The sequence below is a fragment of the Pseudomonas sp. HR1 genome (genome assembly GCF_030175875.1).
Classification (GTDB): domain Bacteria; phylum Pseudomonadota; class Gammaproteobacteria; order Pseudomonadales; family Pseudomonadaceae; genus Chryseomonas; species Chryseomonas oryzihabitans.
Genome location: NZ_JASNRF010000009.1, coordinates 24,423 through 38,938, shown reverse-complemented (window position 1 = coordinate 38,938; position 14,516 = coordinate 24,423). Strand labels below are relative to the sequence as shown.

Annotated in this window: 15 protein-coding genes; 12 read left to right on the top strand and 3 right to left on the bottom strand. The window is 65.7% G+C overall.

Annotated elements, in window-relative coordinates; translation table 11 throughout:
* The first annotated feature begins 29 nt into the window (after positions 1–29).
* From QKY98_RS22510 to QKY98_RS22495, 4 genes are read left to right on the top strand one after another with little or no spacing between them, the layout of a single operon-like run.
* Positions 30–1,817 (top strand): penicillin-binding protein activator, encoded by a 1,788-nt coding sequence (locus QKY98_RS22510; protein WP_144957093.1) that lies wholly within the window; start codon positions 30–32, stop codon positions 1,815–1,817.
* The gene (locus QKY98_RS22505) at positions 1,814–2,188 is read left to right on the top strand and encodes a YraN family protein (protein ID WP_044342451.1); all 375 of its coding nucleotides are present in this window, start codon (positions 1,814–1,816) and stop codon (positions 2,186–2,188) included. Before QKY98_RS22510 ends, QKY98_RS22505 begins: the two co-directional genes overlap by 4 nt.
* A 32-nt stretch (positions 2,189–2,220) precedes the next feature.
* Positions 2,221–2,814, top strand: coding sequence for a phosphoheptose isomerase (locus QKY98_RS22500; RefSeq protein ID WP_007162067.1), 594 nt, complete (start codon positions 2,221–2,223; stop codon positions 2,812–2,814).
* Entirely contained in the window at positions 2,811–3,383 is a 573-nt protein-coding gene (locus QKY98_RS22495; protein WP_007162068.1) for a BON domain-containing protein, read from the top strand. Before QKY98_RS22500 ends, QKY98_RS22495 begins: the two co-directional genes overlap by 4 nt.
* A gap of 65 nt (positions 3,384–3,448) precedes the next feature.
* Here the strand turns inward: QKY98_RS22495 and QKY98_RS22490 are convergent, their stop codons facing one another.
* Positions 3,449–3,685 (bottom strand): DUF2171 domain-containing protein, encoded by a 237-nt coding sequence (locus QKY98_RS22490; protein ID WP_027600263.1) that lies wholly within the window; start codon positions 3,683–3,685, stop codon positions 3,449–3,451.
* Positions 3,686–3,833: 148 nt separating this feature from the next.
* On the opposite strand from QKY98_RS22490, the gene QKY98_RS22485 reads away from it, so the two are divergent.
* Complete coding sequence (locus QKY98_RS22485) at positions 3,834–4,487, top strand: sulfite oxidase-like oxidoreductase (RefSeq protein WP_284671628.1); 654 nt, start codon at positions 3,834–3,836, stop codon at positions 4,485–4,487.
* Between the two features lie 7 nt (positions 4,488–4,494).
* On the opposite strand, the gene QKY98_RS22480 is transcribed toward QKY98_RS22485, so the two are convergent.
* The gene (locus tag QKY98_RS22480) at positions 4,495–4,899 is read right to left on the bottom strand and encodes a hypothetical protein (protein WP_007162071.1); all 405 of its coding nucleotides are present in this window, start codon (positions 4,897–4,899) and stop codon (positions 4,495–4,497) included.
* Positions 4,896–6,116, bottom strand: coding sequence for an N-acetylmuramoyl-L-alanine amidase (locus QKY98_RS22475; RefSeq protein WP_284671627.1), 1,221 nt, complete (start codon positions 6,114–6,116; stop codon positions 4,896–4,898). Before QKY98_RS22475 ends, QKY98_RS22480 begins: the two co-directional genes overlap by 4 nt.
* Before the next feature lie 280 nt (positions 6,117–6,396).
* Between QKY98_RS22475 and osmE the strand changes: the two genes are divergently transcribed.
* The 7 genes from osmE (at position 6,397) to QKY98_RS22440 (ending at position 14,230) form a co-directional block, all read left to right on the top strand.
* Entirely contained in the window at positions 6,397–6,735 is a 339-nt protein-coding gene (osmE, locus tag QKY98_RS22470; protein ID WP_007162073.1) for an osmotically-inducible lipoprotein OsmE, read from the top strand.
* Between the two features lie 192 nt (positions 6,736–6,927).
* The gene (locus tag QKY98_RS22465) at positions 6,928–7,449 is read left to right on the top strand and encodes a hypothetical protein (protein WP_007162074.1); all 522 of its coding nucleotides are present in this window, start codon (positions 6,928–6,930) and stop codon (positions 7,447–7,449) included.
* Positions 7,450–7,680: 231 nt separating this feature from the next.
* Complete coding sequence (ilvD, locus tag QKY98_RS22460; protein WP_027600792.1) at positions 7,681–9,516, top strand: dihydroxy-acid dehydratase; 1,836 nt, start codon at positions 7,681–7,683, stop codon at positions 9,514–9,516.
* Between the two features lie 439 nt (positions 9,517–9,955).
* Positions 9,956–11,182 (top strand): maltoporin, encoded by a 1,227-nt coding sequence (locus QKY98_RS22455; RefSeq protein WP_042137190.1) that lies wholly within the window; start codon positions 9,956–9,958, stop codon positions 11,180–11,182.
* Between the two features lie 63 nt (positions 11,183–11,245).
* The gene (locus QKY98_RS22450) at positions 11,246–12,274 is read left to right on the top strand and encodes a sugar ABC transporter substrate-binding protein (RefSeq protein WP_284671626.1); all 1,029 of its coding nucleotides are present in this window, start codon (positions 11,246–11,248) and stop codon (positions 12,272–12,274) included.
* A 106-nt stretch (positions 12,275–12,380) separates the two neighbouring features.
* The gene (locus QKY98_RS22445) at positions 12,381–13,463 is read left to right on the top strand and encodes an ABC transporter permease (RefSeq protein ID WP_007162078.1); all 1,083 of its coding nucleotides are present in this window, start codon (positions 12,381–12,383) and stop codon (positions 13,461–13,463) included.
* Entirely contained in the window at positions 13,463–14,230 is a 768-nt protein-coding gene (locus QKY98_RS22440) for an ATP-binding cassette domain-containing protein (RefSeq protein ID WP_042137188.1), read from the top strand. The genes QKY98_RS22445 and QKY98_RS22440 overlap by 1 nt, the downstream gene beginning before the upstream one ends.
* Positions 14,231–14,516 lie beyond the last annotated feature (286 nt).

The window sequence follows — 14,516 nt, the reverse complement described above, 5'->3', positions numbered from 1 at the left end:
TTTCCAGACATTTGCTCAGGAACCACAGCATGAAGTTCCGCCTGCGTCCGCTGCTCTGCGCCACCGCCTTCGCCCTGCTCGCCGCCTGCAGCAGCTCGCCCGTCAACAACTCCCTCGGCGACCTGCCCCAGCCCAGCCAGGCCAGCATCGAGCAACTGCTGAACCAGGCCGGCTCCAGTCAGTCCGAGCAGGCCAATCTGCTGCGCCTGACCGCCGCCGACAAGGCCTATGCCCAGCAGAACGCCCGCGAAGCGCGGCAGATCCTGGGCTCCATCAATCTCGAAGGCCTCAAGCCGGCCCAGCAGATGTTCGCCCAGACCCTGCTGGCCCAGCTCGACCTGCTCGACAAGCAGCCGGCGCAAGCCGTCAAGCGCTTCGACCATCCGAGTTTCGCCCAGCTGGGCGAATTGCCGGCCCAGCAGCAGATCCGCAGCGGCCTGACCAAGGCCGATGCCCAGGCCGCCAACGGCCAGCCGCTCGCCGCCGCCCAGGAGCGGATCTTTCTCGGTCCGCTGCTGGACGGCGATGCCGCCCACGACAATCGCGAGCAGATCTGGCAACTGATCACCAGCCTGCCGGATGCGCAACTGCGCCAGAGCGTGAAGGACGCCGATCTCAATGGCTGGCTGGCGCTGGCCGCCATCACCCGCGGTAACCTGGCGCTGGATCAGCAGCTGGCCGCCATCGAGGACTGGCAGAAGCAGCACCCCGGCCATCCCGCCGCGCGCAACCTGCCCGATGATCTGGAGCGCCTGAAGACCCTGGCGCGGGAACCGCTCAATCGCGTCGCCCTGCTGCTGCCCCTGCAGGGTCAGCTCGCCGGCGTCTCCCGCGCGCTGCAGGACGGCTTCATGGCCGCCCGCTACGAAGCCCTGGCCGCCGGCCAGAGCGCGCCGACCGTGACCGTCTACGACAGCACCCAGATGGGCTCGCTGGACGCCTTCTACCGCCAGGCCCAGGCCGCCGGTATCCAGCTGGTAGTGGGTCCGCTGGAGAAGAACTTCGTCAAGCAGCTCGGCGATCGCCCGCAGCTGCCGATCAACACCCTGGCGCTGAACTATGGCGACAGCCAGGGCGCTCAGCCGCCGCAACTCTTCCAGTTCGGCCTGGCCGCCGAGGACGAGGCCCGCGAAGCCGCGCGCCGCGCCTGGGCCGATGGCAAGCGCAGTGCCGGCGCCATGGTGCCCCAGGGTGACTGGGGTGCCCGCGTGCTGGCTGCCTTCCAGAACGAGTGGCAGCAACTGGGCGGTCGCCTGGTCGCCGCCGAGCGCATCGGCCAGCCGGTCGAGATCGCCAATCGCATCAGCAGCCTGCTGCAGATGCGCCAGGGCATGGACTTCATCTTCCTCGCCTCGACCCCGGCCCAGGCCCGCCAGATCAAGCCGATCCTGGTCTACCAGAACGCCCGCGATCTGCCGGTGTACGCCACCTCCAACCTCAACAGCGGGGTCAATGAACCCGGCGTGAACCAGGACCTCAACGGCATCCTGTTCTGCGAAACGCCCTGGCTGCTCGACCCGAGCAATCCGTTGCGCGCCAAGATCACCGCCCAGTGGCCGCAGGCCGGCACCAGCATCGGTCGCCTCTACGCCATGGGCGCCGACGCCTACCTGCTGGCGCTGCACCTGCAGCAGCTCAAGGCCCTGCCCAACTCCGAGCTGCCCGGCCTGTCCGGCAACCTGAGCGTGGCGCCCGATCAGCGCGTGGTGCGTCACCTGCCCTGGGCGGAATTCCGCAACGGCGTGGCCCAGCCGCTGCCGGCCAGCAATGCGCCGCTGCCCACCACCAGCGTGCCGGCCTCGCTCAGCACCCCGTGAAGCAGGCGCCGCACCTCCAGCGCGGCCGGCAGGCCGAGGACCGCGCGCTGCAGTTCCTGCAGACGCGCGGTCTGCGCCTGCTGGAGCGCAACTGGCGCTGGCAGGGTGGCGAGCTCGATCTGGTCATGCTCGACGGCGATACAGTAGTATTCGTCGAGGTACGCGCCCGCAGGCACACCGCCTGGGGCGGCGCCGCGGAAAGCATAGATGCCCGCAAGCGGCAGCGACTGGTCAACAGCGCCGCCCTCTTTCTGCAATCCGAAGCGCGCTGGGCCAAGCGGCCCTGTCGTTTCGACGTGATCGCGATCGGCCCTGGGGCCGACGCATCCCCTCAGGCACTCGAATGGATCAAACAGGCCTTCGACGCCTGAGGCCCTCTACAGCACAGGTCAAAGATATCGCGATGGACACCCACGCCCGCATCCAGAAACTCTTCCGGGACAGCATCGAAACCAAGCGTCAGGCCATGGAAGTCCTGATTCCGCATATCGATCTGGCCAGCCAGGTCATGGTTGCGGCCTTGCTCAACGAAGGCAAGATTCTCACCTGTGGCAACGGCGGTTCCGCCGGCGATGCCCAGCACTTCTCCTCGGAACTGCTGAATCGCTTCGAGCGCGAGCGTCCCAGCCTGCCGGCCCTGGCCCTGACCACCGACACCTCGACGCTGACCTCCATCGCCAACGACTACAGTTACAACGAGGTGTTCTCCAAGCAGATCCGGGCCCTGGGTCAGCCGGGCGACATCCTCCTGGCCATCTCCACCAGCGGCAACTCGGCCAACGTGATCCAGGCGATCCAGGCCGCCCACGACCGCGAGATGACCGTGGTCGCCCTCACCGGCCGCGACGGCGGTGGCATGGCCTCCCTGCTGCTGCCCGAAGACGTCGAGATCCGCGTGCCGGCCAAGGTCACCGCCCGCATCCAGGAAGTGCACCTGCTGGTGATCCACTGCCTGTGCGACCAGATCGATCAGCAACTGTTTGGAAGCGAAGAATGAAGAAGGCTCCTCTGCTCGCCATCCTGGCGCTGTCCTTTGCGGTCGCCGGCTGCAGCAACGTGGTCACCGCCAGCCGCGACAAACCCATCGACGACAACCGCGGCACCCGTACCCTGGGCAGCACCGTGGACGATGCCCTGATCGAGACCAAGGCCTCGGTCAACATCTCCAAGGCCAATGCTGATCTCGCCAGCTCGCACATCGTGGTGGTGAGCTACAACGGCGTGGTGCTGATCGCTGGCCAGACGCCGCGGGCCGATCTCAAGGCCCAGGCCGAACAGGCCGTGCGCAGCGTGCAGCGGGTCAAGACCGTCCACAACGAATTGCAGGTGACCGGCAACTCCTCGCTGCTGGCGCGCAGCAACGATTCCTGGCTGACCACCCGCATCAAGACCCAGATGTTCGCCGACGAGGACATCCCCGGTTCGCGCATCAAGGTGGTCACCGAAAACGGCATCGTCTACCTCCTGGGCCTGGTGACCCAGCAGGAAGCCGCCCACGCCGTGCAGCTGATCCAGAGCGTCTCGGGCGTACAGCGCATCGTCAAGCTGTTCGAATACATCAACTGATCCCTATTCGCCGGCCAACAAAAAGCCCCGCCAGTGCGGGGCTTTTTGTTGCTGTGCCAGGCGCCTCAGGCGGCCTGCCACTCGCGCTCGGCTTCGTCGCGGGTCTTGACCAGGCGCACCTGGCTGCCTTCCACGGACTGGACCCAGCTCAGCGGGATGTAGTGGTGCTTGCCCTGGGCATCCTGATCGCGCTTGGTCAGCTTGATGCGATCGGCGCCTTCCATATGGTCGACGGTGCCTACGTGCTGGCCGTCCGAACCGACGACTTCCGCATGCTCTTTGATCTGGGTTGCATCTACCATGGTCGTTCTCCGGCAGGTTAAGAAAAAGGAGGCGCCTCTCTGAGTGCCTGCAGGATAGGAGGCGCAAGACGCCGTCTGGGTTCGGCCTGTGCCGACGAAAGGCCATCATGGCGGTCAGAAACCCACGACCCGTGAAGAGGATCCCTCGATGAGCGATGAGCCAAGCAAGCTGACCCGTTCCAAGGAACGCTGGGCCCAGGAGGGCCGTTTCCTCACCGGCCAGAGTGCCCGTCCGGAAAGCGAGCGACTGCCGCCCGGCCAGCATCGCGTCAGCAACTGGCCGGTCCTGGATCTGGGGGTGCGGCCGGAGGTCAGCCGGGAGCGCTGGCAACTGGCGGTAACCGGCGCAGTGCGCAGGACGCTGCGCTGGAACTGGGAGACCTTCGCGGCGCGGGCGACCAGCCAGGCCGTCAGCGACATGCACTGCGTCACCACCTGGTCACGCTATGACAATCGCTGGATCGGCCTGCCGGTAAGCGAATTGCTCGACGAGGTGCAGCCGCGGGACGAGGCGACCCATGTGCTCCTGCACAGCTACGACGGCTACATCACCAACCTGCCCCTGGCGGATTTCGCCGCACCGGGCGCCATGCTGGTCCACAGCTGGGAGGGCCAGCCGCTGACCGCCGAGCACGGCGGGCCGGTGCGGGCAATGATCCCGCACCTCTATCTGTGGAAGAGCGCCAAATGGCTCAGGCGCATCGACTTACGGGTCGGCGACACGCCGGGCTTCTGGGAGATGCGCGGCTATCACGACCGCGGCGACCCCTGGCAGGAACAGCGCTACGCCGACGACGCCTGAAGGCGTCTCAGCGCGCCGCCGGAGCCAGCTGTAGCTCCACCGGATCGCCTGGGTTGAGGCTGCGGATACGGAATTCGTCGCGCGAGAGGCTGAGGATTTCCGTGGGATAGGTGATGCCTTCCTCGATCAGGTTCAGACCCTTCTCGGTACGCGTCCAGCGGCCCAGGGAGGGCTGGCTGCTCGGCGAGGCCATCACCAGGGTGCCATCGCTGAGAAAGACGTAGAGCATTCCCGGCTCGATGCTGTTGCTGGTCTTGATCTGCCAGACCTTGTTGACGAAGCCTTCCTGGGCACTGCCCTGCTTGTCGCCACCGCCCTGACCGTAGCCGATCAACCCGGCCACGACACAGAGCGCACCTATCACCAGCACCACCACGCGCCAGTAACGACGCGCCTTGTCTTGCAAACTCATGTCACTCCTTGGGTGTTCTTGACGCTGGCCAGGTAGGTGCCCAGCGGGGGGCGCTCCTGGAAATAGCCATGCAGTCCGGCAAAGATGGAATCGGCCAGCTGCTTCTGGTGGCGACTGTCGAGCAGGCGTCGGCAATCGCGATCATTGGAAATGAAGCCCGTCTCGACCAGGATCGAGGGGATGTCGGGCGATTTGAGCACAGCGAAGCCTGCCTGCTCCACTCGTTTCTGGTGCAGGTTGGTGATGCTCGACAATTGCCCCAGCACCTTGTGGCCCAGGTCCAGACTCGACGAGATGGTGGCGTTCATCGACATGTCCAGCAGCACGCCGGCGAGCATGGGGTCGCGGCCCTTGAGAATCTCATTGGCGCCGATCAGGTCGACGTTGTTCTCGCTGTCGGCCAGGAAGCGCGCCGTGGTGGAGGTCGCGCCCCGCTCCGACAGGGCATAGACCGAGGCACCGTAGGCGGTGCGGCGTGGCGCGGCATCGGCATGCACCGAGACGAACATGTCGGCGTTGTAGCTGCGGGCGACCTCGACGCGCTTGCGCAGCGGCACGAAGAAGTCGTCGTTGCGCACCAGCTTGGCCTTGAAGCCCTTCTGCAGATTGATCCGCCGCGCCAGATTCTGCGCCACGATCAGAGCGATGTCCTTTTCCCGATCACCGCGCGCGCTCAGCGCACCCGGGTCCTTGCCGCCATGACCGGCATCGACCACCACCATGATGTCGCGACCCGTGGCAAGGCCCTTGCCGCGCTTGACCTCCAACGGCGGCTCGGCGTCGACCGGCTTGCGCGCAGCCACCGCCGGCGCCCCGGCCCGCTTGAGATCCAGCACCAGGCGATTGGCCGCGCCTTCGCCCGGACCGAGGATGAAGCTCTCCACCTCCACCGGATGGGCCAGCTCCAGCACCACCCGGGTGTCCTGAGCGCCGTAGTGGGCGCTGCGCACGGCGCGCACCGGCGACCCCTGCAGGGCGAGATGATTGAGTACCGCTGGCGCCTGGGTATCGGCGAGATCGAGAATGATGCGGTCCGGCGCGACCAGGGTGAAGGTCTTGTAGCGGACCGGCCCGGTGAGATCGAACACCAGGCGAAGCTTGTCGGCATCCTGCCAGGCCCGGGCACCCTTGAGTTGCTGCCGGGCGGCGAACGCCGGCAACCCGACGGGCAAGGTCATGCCAGCCAGGATCAGATTGAGCAGACGACGGCGATTCATGAGGTCCTCGCGAGAAACGAGAAACGGCTGGGGGAGTTACAACATAACGCTAAAGATCGCCTGCCGCCTGGCCCCTGTCAACTGCCGTTCGGACAAAATAATCCTTAAAAAACGGGGGCATAGCGTTCGTTTGCAGAATCAGCTTTAGATACAGTGACTTGCCGTCGCCAGTGGGTGATCCGTCAAAGCGGCAAACGGCGAGAAGTGCGACGGAGAGCGAATTTATCGGCGCCGCCATCGTCGAAGTGTCAGGCACTTCCGCCTTTGAAGGGATCACACCATGAACAAGAAGATTGCAGTCGCGACCGCCCTGCTGGCTGGCACCGTGCTGGCGGGCTGCGCCTCGGTAAAGAACACCGCCGACTACACCGTGGGCCGCGTCGAATTTCGCGAGCAACCCCTGGTGAAGCAGGTGGACAAGGGCATGAGCAAGGCTGACGTGCTGCGCATCGGCGGTACCCCGTCGAGCACCTATACCCGCAAGTACCGCCCCGGCACCTGCAACAACTATGTGCTCAACAAGGACGGCAAGGAGCAGGTCTATTCGATCGGCTTCGACAGCATGAACCGCGTCGACAGCAAGGACTTCGAAACCTGCGAAAGCGCCGACCGCGCCTGAGCCGGGCACTGACCGGCCAGCCAGGCCGGGTGTCCTGAAGGACGCTGGCGGCGTCTGATGGACAGGATGGGCGAGCGGCAGCACCATGGGCCCTCGCCATCCCCGACCGCTGCGCCAACCTCCTGCACTGTGGATCGACGCAGGCGCGGCCAGCGCCGCCAGGCTCTACCCATCGTTCCAAGGAATTCAGGCATGTCCAGACGTCACCTCATACTCACAGCTGCGGTGCTTTCCCTGACTGGCTGCGGTGGCTATGACTACAGTTGCGATGCGGCCAAGACCGCCGAGCTGGTCCGTCAGCAATACGCCCAGACCATCAACGAGATCTATGCGGACGACATCGCCGCCGGCCAGCCCGCGCTGGAAGCCGGCCAGGTCTCGCTGGTCGACATCAAGACCCAGGAAGAACCCTCGGACAGCGGCGAAGCGGGCTTCTATACCTGCAACGCGACCGTCGAGGCCACCTGGCCCAAGGCCGCCCTCGAACGCCTGGCGCCAGCCGCCGCCCAGCTGGCCAGCGTCGGCGCCATCCTCGAGAACGGTCACCTGCGCCATGCGCTGAGCTACGAATCCTCGCTGGAAGGCAGCGACCAGCAGCGCGTCGACATCACCCTGCCCGAAGCCGTGGACCTGAGTCTCAAGACCCTGGCCGGCCAGGAGCCCATGGACGAATACCTGGAAGACGCCCCCGACGGCGAACAGGAAGCGCCCTGATCCGTCCGGCGCCGGCCTGCTGTGCAGTGCTGGCGCCCGGGTGTATGATCCAGACTCCCCTCCGCCAGCATCCTCCGGCGGGTTCGTGAGCCCTGGCACCCCCTGTGGAGATCCCGCATGGCGTTGCCGCCCTCCGGCCCGGCAACCGTCACTCCGCGTTTGCACCGTGCCTCGTCTGCGCTCACGATGACCAGAACCGTGATCTAGAAAGCCGCCTCGGAGAGACGCTTCATGCCTGACTATCGCTCGAAAACCTCCACCCAGGGCCGCAACATGGCTGGCGCCCGGGCGCTCTGGCGCGCCACCGGGATGAAGGACGAAGACTTCAAGAAGCCCATCATCGCCATCGCCAACTCCTTTACCCAGTTCGTGCCGGGCCACGTCCACCTCAAGGATCTCGGCCAGCTGGTCGCCCGCGAGATCGAGAAGGCCGGCGGCGTGGCCAAGGAATTCAACACCATCGCCGTGGACGACGGCATCGCCATGGGCCACGACGGCATGCTCTATTCGCTGCCCAGTCGCGAGATCATCGCCGACGCCGTGGAATACATGGTCAATGCCCACTGCGCCGATGCCCTGGTGTGCATCTCCAACTGCGACAAGATCACCCCCGGCATGCTGATGGCCGCCCTGCGCCTGAACATCCCGGTGGTCTTCGTTTCCGGCGGTCCCATGGAAGCCGGCAAGACCAAGCTGGCCAGTCACGGCCTGGACCTGGTGGACGCCATGGTCATCGCCGCCGACAGTTCGGCCAGCGACGAGAAGGTCGCCGAATACGAACGCAGCGCCTGCCCCACCTGTGGCAGCTGCTCGGGCATGTTCACCGCCAACTCCATGAACTGCCTGGTCGAGGCCCTCGGCCTGGCCCTGCCCGGCAACGGCTCGACCCTGGCCACCCACGCCGACCGCAAGGAGCTGTTCCTGCAGGCCGGCCGCACCATCGTCGAGCTGTGCCGCCGCTACTACCAGGAGAACGACGAGTCGGCGCTGCCGCGCAACATCGCCTCCTATGCGGCCTTCGAGAACGCCATGACCCTGGACATCGCCATGGGGGGCTCGACCAACACCATCCTGCACCTGCTGGCCGCCGCCCAGGAAGCCGAGGTGGACTTCGACCTGCGCAACATCGATGCCCTGTCGCGCAAGGTGCCGCAGCTGTGCAAGGTGGCGCCGAACATCCAGAAGTACCACATGGAAGACGTGCACCGCGCCGGGGGCATCTTCAGCATCCTGGGCGAACTGGCCCGTGGCGGTCTGCTGCATACCGACCTGCCCACCGTGCACAGCCGGACCCTGGGCGAAGCCATCGAGCACTGGGACATCACCCTGACCCAGGACGAGGCGGTGAAGACCTTCTTCCGCGCCGGTCCGGCCGGCATCCCGACCCAGGAAGCCTTCAGCCAGGCGACCCGCTATGACAGCCTGGACGACGATCGCGCCGAGGGCTGCATCCGCTCGGTCGCCCATGCCTATTCCCAGGAAGGCGGCCTGGCGGTGCTCTACGGCAACATCGCCCTGGACGGCTGCGTGGTGAAGACCGCCGGCGTGGATGAATCCATCCATGTGTTCGAAGGCAATGCCAAGGTGTTCGAGAGCCAGGACGCCGCCGTGCGTGGCATCCTCGCCGACGAGGTCAAGGCCGGCGACATCGTCATCATCCGCTACGAAGGGCCCAAGGGCGGCCCGGGCATGCAGGAGATGCTCTACCCCACCAGCTACCTGAAGTCCAAGGGCCTGGGCAAGCAGTGCGCCCTGCTCACCGACGGCCGCTTCTCCGGCGGCACCTCGGGCCTGTCGATCGGCCATGCCTCGCCGGAAGCGGCAGCGGGTGGCGCCATCGGCCTGGTGCGCGACGGCGACAAGGTGCTCATCGACATCCCCCAGCGCAGCATCAACCTGCTGGTGAGCGACGAAGAGCTGTCCCACCGCCGCATCGAGCAGGACAAGCTGGGCTGGAAGCCGGCACAACCCCGTGCCCGCCGCGTGACCACTGCACTCAAGGCCTATGCCCTGCTAGCCACCAGCGCCGACAAGGGCGGCGTGCGCGACAAGGCCCTGCTGGGCTGATTCGTGCCCTCCGGGCGACGGCATCCGTCGTCGCCCGGACGCTCCGCCCCACCTTCCCTCCTGCTCTCCCGCTCTATTCCGCCCTTCCGCTTGCGCTCCTTTCTCTGCGCTTCGCCTGTCGCTTCTTCAGCAGGAGAAGTCCTCGCCATGACCCCATTCCAGAGGGGTTCCACAGTTGCTTGGCTTGCTATTTTTGTAGAAGCACAGCTTGTGATTCAGCTCACACATCGCTGTAATCGAGCCGCTAGGCCGTTGAGTGATCAAAGGCTACCCTCCGTCTGCCGCTGAATTGATTCAGCGATAAGTTTGTAGTCAGGTTGGGTTCCAATGGTCACACCTATGTCGATCTTCCGCTGGAGCACGGCGGGTCAGGTGCAGGCCAGGCACTGAGTTACACAACAACAATAAATAGGGAACATAAATGAATAAGAAAAAGGCTATGCCCTTGGCCAGGGTTTCGGTCGCGTCCTTGATGAGCACTCTTCTGCTGATTCCTGCGGCTAACGCCCTGGAAACCACCGGTTACTTCCGTACCGGCCTCGGTGATTCCTCCGGTTCCGACTCCATGCGCTGCTTCAAGCTGCAGGGTGCCCAGTCCAAGTACCGTCTGGGCAACGAGTGCGAGCAGTACGGCGAGCTGGCGCTGAAGCAGAATGTCTTCAATCTGGACGACGGCTCGGCAATCGGCGTCTATGGCATGGGCAGCTTCTTCAACAGGTACGATCGCACCCCGACCTTCAATGGCGACAACGGCGAGATCCGCGCGGTCCAGGCCTATGCCTACTGGAACAACATCGCCGCGCTGAACGGCGGCAACCTCTGGGCCGGTCGCCGTTACTACAAGCGTAACGATATCCACATCTCCGACTTCTTTTACTGGAACCAGAGCGCCACCGGCGGTGGTATCGAGGACGTCAACATCGGCGGCCTCAAGTACAGCCTGGCCTTCTCGCGCAAGGACAACCAGAACCAGAAGGACTTCCAGAACCGCATCGACTTCAACGTCGCCGGCTTCAACACCAACCCCAATGGCTCGCTGGAAATCGGCGTCAGCTACCTGGACAAGCCCAGCAACCAGCCCAATGCCAACAGTGGTGTCGCGGTGACGCTGCAGCACAAGCAGGCCAACTTCATGGGCTGGGGTGGCGTGAACACCTTTGCCGTGCAGCGCGGTCAGGGTCCGGGCACCGCCCTGGGCAGCACCGGCGATCCCACCCTGAGCAGCGCCGACGTCTCCTATCGCGTCGTCGACTACTTCGACTGGCAGATCAGCCGTTACTGGGGTGGCCAGATCGCCGCGGTCTACCAGAAGGACGAGCGTCCCAATGGCAACGACCTGCGCTGGACCTCGCTGGGTGGCCGTCTGGTCTACGGCATCAGCGACCAGTTCAAGTTCTCCACCGAACTGGGTCATGACCAGGTGCAGGCCCCGGGTGGCACCCGCAAGCTGACCAAGCTGACGCTGGCACCCACCTGGTCGCCCAAGGGTCCGGAATTCAAGTCGCGTCCCGAATTCCGCCTGTTCTACACCTATGCCGCCTGGAACCGGGCAGCCCAGCAGGCGGCCGATGAATTCGACGCCGGCTCCGCGCTGTCGAGCACCGGTACCTTCGGCAACGATCTGCACGGCTCCAACGTCGGCTTCCAGATCGAGCAGTGGTGGTAACAGCTCCACGGCGACCGACGCGCTGTCGGTCGCCTTCCCGTCTCTGAACCCGAGCGCACAACAATGAAAAGAACCGTCTCCCTCGCGTCCTTCGCCGGTTGCCTGTTGGCCGCCGCCCTGGCCAGTGGCACCGCCCAGGCAGCCCCCGTGTCCGCCTGCCTCATCACCAAGACCGATACCAATCCCTTCTTCGTGAAGATGAAGGAAGGTGCCACCGCCAAGGCCAAGGAGCTGGGGGTGACGCTCAAGGCCTACGCCGGCAAGATCGACGGCGACAGCGAAAGCCAGGTGGCCGCCATCGAGACCTGCATCGCCGATGGCGCCAAGGGCATCCTCATCACCGCCTCCGACACCAAGGGCATCGTGCCCAATCTGCAGAAGGCCCGCGAAGCCGGCCTGCTGGTGATCGCCCTGGATACCCCGCTGGATCCGGTGAGCGCCGCCGACATGACCTTCGCCACCGACAACCTGCTGGCCGGCAAGCTGATCGGCCAGTGGGCGCGGGAAACCCTGGGCGACAAGGCCAAGGACGCGCGGGCGGCCTTTCTCGACCTGAACGCCTCCCAGCCGTCGGTGGACGTCCTGCGCGACCAGGGCTTCATGCTCGGCTTCGGCATCGACCCCAAGGATCAGAGCCGCATCGGCGACGAGACCGATCCGCGCATCGTCGGCCACGACGTGACCAACGGCAACGAAGAAGGCGGCCGCGCCGCGATGGAGAATCTGCTGCAGAAGGATCCGACCATCAACGTGGTGCACACCATCAACGAGCCGGCCGCCGCCGGTGCCTACGAGGCGCTCAAGGCCGTGGGTCGCGAGAAGGACGTGCTGATCGTGTCCATCGACGGCGGTTGCCCGGGCGTGCACAACGTCGCCGACGGCGTCATCGGCGCCACCTCCCAGCAGTACCCGCTGCAGATGGCGGCCCTGGGCATCGAGGCGATCAAGACCTTCGCCGACACCGGCAAGAAGCCGACCCCGACCGAGGGCAAGAGCTTCGTCGACACCGGCGTGAAGCTGGTGACGGACAAGCCGGTCCCTGGCATCCAGTCCATCGACAGCAAGACCGCCCTGCAGAAATGCTGGGGCTGATGGCCCCTCGTCCACGCTAGAGGAGACCGATCGCCCCGCCTGAGCCCTCTGGGTCCGGGTGCGGGCGATCGACTCTCGGCCGCTTTCCCGCTTTCAGGAGATTGCCATGAGCGATCCGACCTCACCCTCTCCGTCCGGCCAGCCCTTCGAACAGGTGCTCAAGCACAGCGCCACGGAGGTCGCCTCCTTCGCCCGTGACGAGCGCAGCCCGCTGGTCAAATTCCGTCACTTCCTGCATTCGCGTCCCTCGGCGGTCTCGCTGCTGGTGCTGCTGCTGTCGCTGGGCATCTTTGGCGCCCTCCTGGGCGGCAAGTTCTTTTCCGCCTTCGCCCTCACCCTGATCCTGCAGCAGGTCGCCATCACCGGCATCGTCGGCGCGGCCCAGACCCTGGTGGTGGTCACCGCCGGCATCGATCTCTCGGTGGGCGCCATCATGGTGCTGTCCTCGGTGGTCATGGGCCAGTTCACCTTCCGCTACGGCCTGCCGGTGGAGCTGTCGATCCTCTGCGGCCTGGCGGTGGGCACCCTGTGCGGCATGGCCAACGGCTGGCTGATCGCCCGCATCAAGCTGCCACCCTTCATCGTCACCCTGGGCATGTGGCAGATCGTGCTGGCGGCCAACTTCCTCTATTCGCGCAACGAGACCATCCGCGCCCAGGAAATCGGCGCGACCGCGCCGCTGCTGCAGGTGTTCGGCGACAATTTCCGCCTGGGCGGCGCGGTCTTCACCTATGGCGTGATCGCCCTGGTGGTGCTGGTCGCCCTGCTCTGGTACGTGCTCAACCACACCGCCTGGGGGCGCCACCTCTATGCGGTGGGCGACGATCCCGAGGCCGCGGCGCTGGCCGGGGTCAACGTCCGCCGCATGCTGATCACCGTGTACGGGCTGTCCGGACTCATCTGCGCCTTTGCCGGCTGGGTGCTGATCGGCCGCATCGGCTCGGTCTCGCCCACCGCCGGGCAGTTCGCCAACATCGAGTCCATCACCGCCGTGGTGATCGGCGGCATCTCGCTGTTCGGCGGACGCGGCTCCATCCTCGGCATGCTGTTCGGCGCCCTGATCGTCGGCGTCTTCGCCCTCGGCCTGCGGCTGCTGGGCACCGACGTGCAGTGGACCTATCTGCTGATCGGCACGCTCATCATCGCGGCCGTGGCTATCGACCAATGGATCAGAAAGGCGGCCAGCTGATGACTACCGAACCCCTGCTCATGGCCCGTGGCCTGGTGAAGCGCTATGGCCGCGTCACCGCCCTCGACCACGCCGACTTCGACCTGCTGCCCGGCGAGATCCTCGCCGTGATCGGCGACAACGGCGCCGGCAAGTCCTCGCTGATCAAGGCCATCTCCGGTGCCCTGCGGCCCGATGAAGGCGAGATCCGCTTCGAGGGCCAGCCGGTGCAGTTCGCCTCGCCCATCGCGGCGCGGCGGGCCGGCATCGAGACGGTCTACCAGAACCTGGCGCTGTCGCCGGCGCTGTCCATCGCCGACAACCTCTTCCTGGGTCGCGAATTGCGCAAGCCGGGGCTGCTGGGCACCCTCTGCCGCACCCTGGACCGCAAGGAAATGGAGCGCATCGCCCGGGAAAAACTGTCCGAACTGGGATTGATGACTATCCAGAACATCAACCAGGCGGTGGAGACCCTGTCGGGTGGTCAGCGCCAGGGCGTGGCCGTGGCGCGGGCGGCGGCCTTCGGTTCCAAGGTGATCATCCTCGACGAACCCACGGCGGCGCTGGGGGTGAAGGAATCGCGCAAGGTGCTGGAGCTGATCCTCGATGTGCGTGCCCGCGGCATCGCCATCGTGCTGATCTCCCACAACATGCCCCATGTGTTCGAGATCGCCGATCGCATCCACATCCATCGCCTGGGTCGCCGCCTGACGGTGATCGATCCGCGCCAGCACTCCATGGCCGACGCCGTGGCGCTGATGACCGGCGCCCAGACGGTCGCCGCCTAGGCGCAGGCCTGACCGCGGGCCTCCCCGGCCGCGGCCGAGCGGGAGACCCGGGGCCGGCCCGAGCTCCGTTGATCCGGCCTCTCAGGAAAAACCTGACTGGCCGCTCAAGTTATCTCCGGCAGGCACCGATAAAGTCGGACAATTAATTGTCGGAGTCATCCCGCCGTGCCTGCCTTGTCGTTGAAACAGAAACTCTCGTTGTCTGCCACCGCGGCCGTCCTGGTCGTGGGGGTGGGTCTCACCGCCATCAACTTCTTCAATACCCGCACGGCGCTGGAAGCCTCTA

Coding starts and splice junctions, on each gene's coding strand:
- QKY98_RS22510 (WP_144957093.1), top strand. CDS start 30: ATGAAGTTCCGCCTGCGTCCGCTGCTCTGCGCCACCGCCTTCGCCCTG.
- QKY98_RS22500 (WP_007162067.1), top strand. CDS start 2,221: ATGGACACCCACGCCCGCATCCAGAAACTCTTCCGGGACAGCATCGAA.
- QKY98_RS22495 (WP_007162068.1), top strand. CDS start 2,811: ATGAAGAAGGCTCCTCTGCTCGCCATCCTGGCGCTGTCCTTTGCGGTC.
- QKY98_RS22490 (WP_027600263.1), bottom strand. CDS start 3,685: ATGGTAGATGCAACCCAGATCAAAGAGCATGCGGAAGTCGTCGGTTCG.
- QKY98_RS22485 (WP_284671628.1), top strand. CDS start 3,834: ATGAGCGATGAGCCAAGCAAGCTGACCCGTTCCAAGGAACGCTGGGCC.
- QKY98_RS22480 (WP_007162071.1), bottom strand. CDS start 4,899: ATGAGTTTGCAAGACAAGGCGCGTCGTTACTGGCGCGTGGTGGTGCTG.
- QKY98_RS22475 (WP_284671627.1), bottom strand. CDS start 6,116: ATGAATCGCCGTCGTCTGCTCAATCTGATCCTGGCTGGCATGACCTTG.
- osmE (WP_007162073.1), top strand. CDS start 6,397: ATGAACAAGAAGATTGCAGTCGCGACCGCCCTGCTGGCTGGCACCGTG.
- QKY98_RS22465 (WP_007162074.1), top strand. CDS start 6,928: ATGTCCAGACGTCACCTCATACTCACAGCTGCGGTGCTTTCCCTGACT.
- ilvD (WP_027600792.1), top strand. CDS start 7,681: ATGCCTGACTATCGCTCGAAAACCTCCACCCAGGGCCGCAACATGGCT.
- QKY98_RS22455 (WP_042137190.1), top strand. CDS start 9,956: ATGCCCTTGGCCAGGGTTTCGGTCGCGTCCTTGATGAGCACTCTTCTG.
- QKY98_RS22450 (WP_284671626.1), top strand. CDS start 11,246: ATGAAAAGAACCGTCTCCCTCGCGTCCTTCGCCGGTTGCCTGTTGGCC.
- QKY98_RS22445 (WP_007162078.1), top strand. CDS start 12,381: ATGAGCGATCCGACCTCACCCTCTCCGTCCGGCCAGCCCTTCGAACAG.
- QKY98_RS22440 (WP_042137188.1), top strand. CDS start 13,463: ATGACTACCGAACCCCTGCTCATGGCCCGTGGCCTGGTGAAGCGCTAT.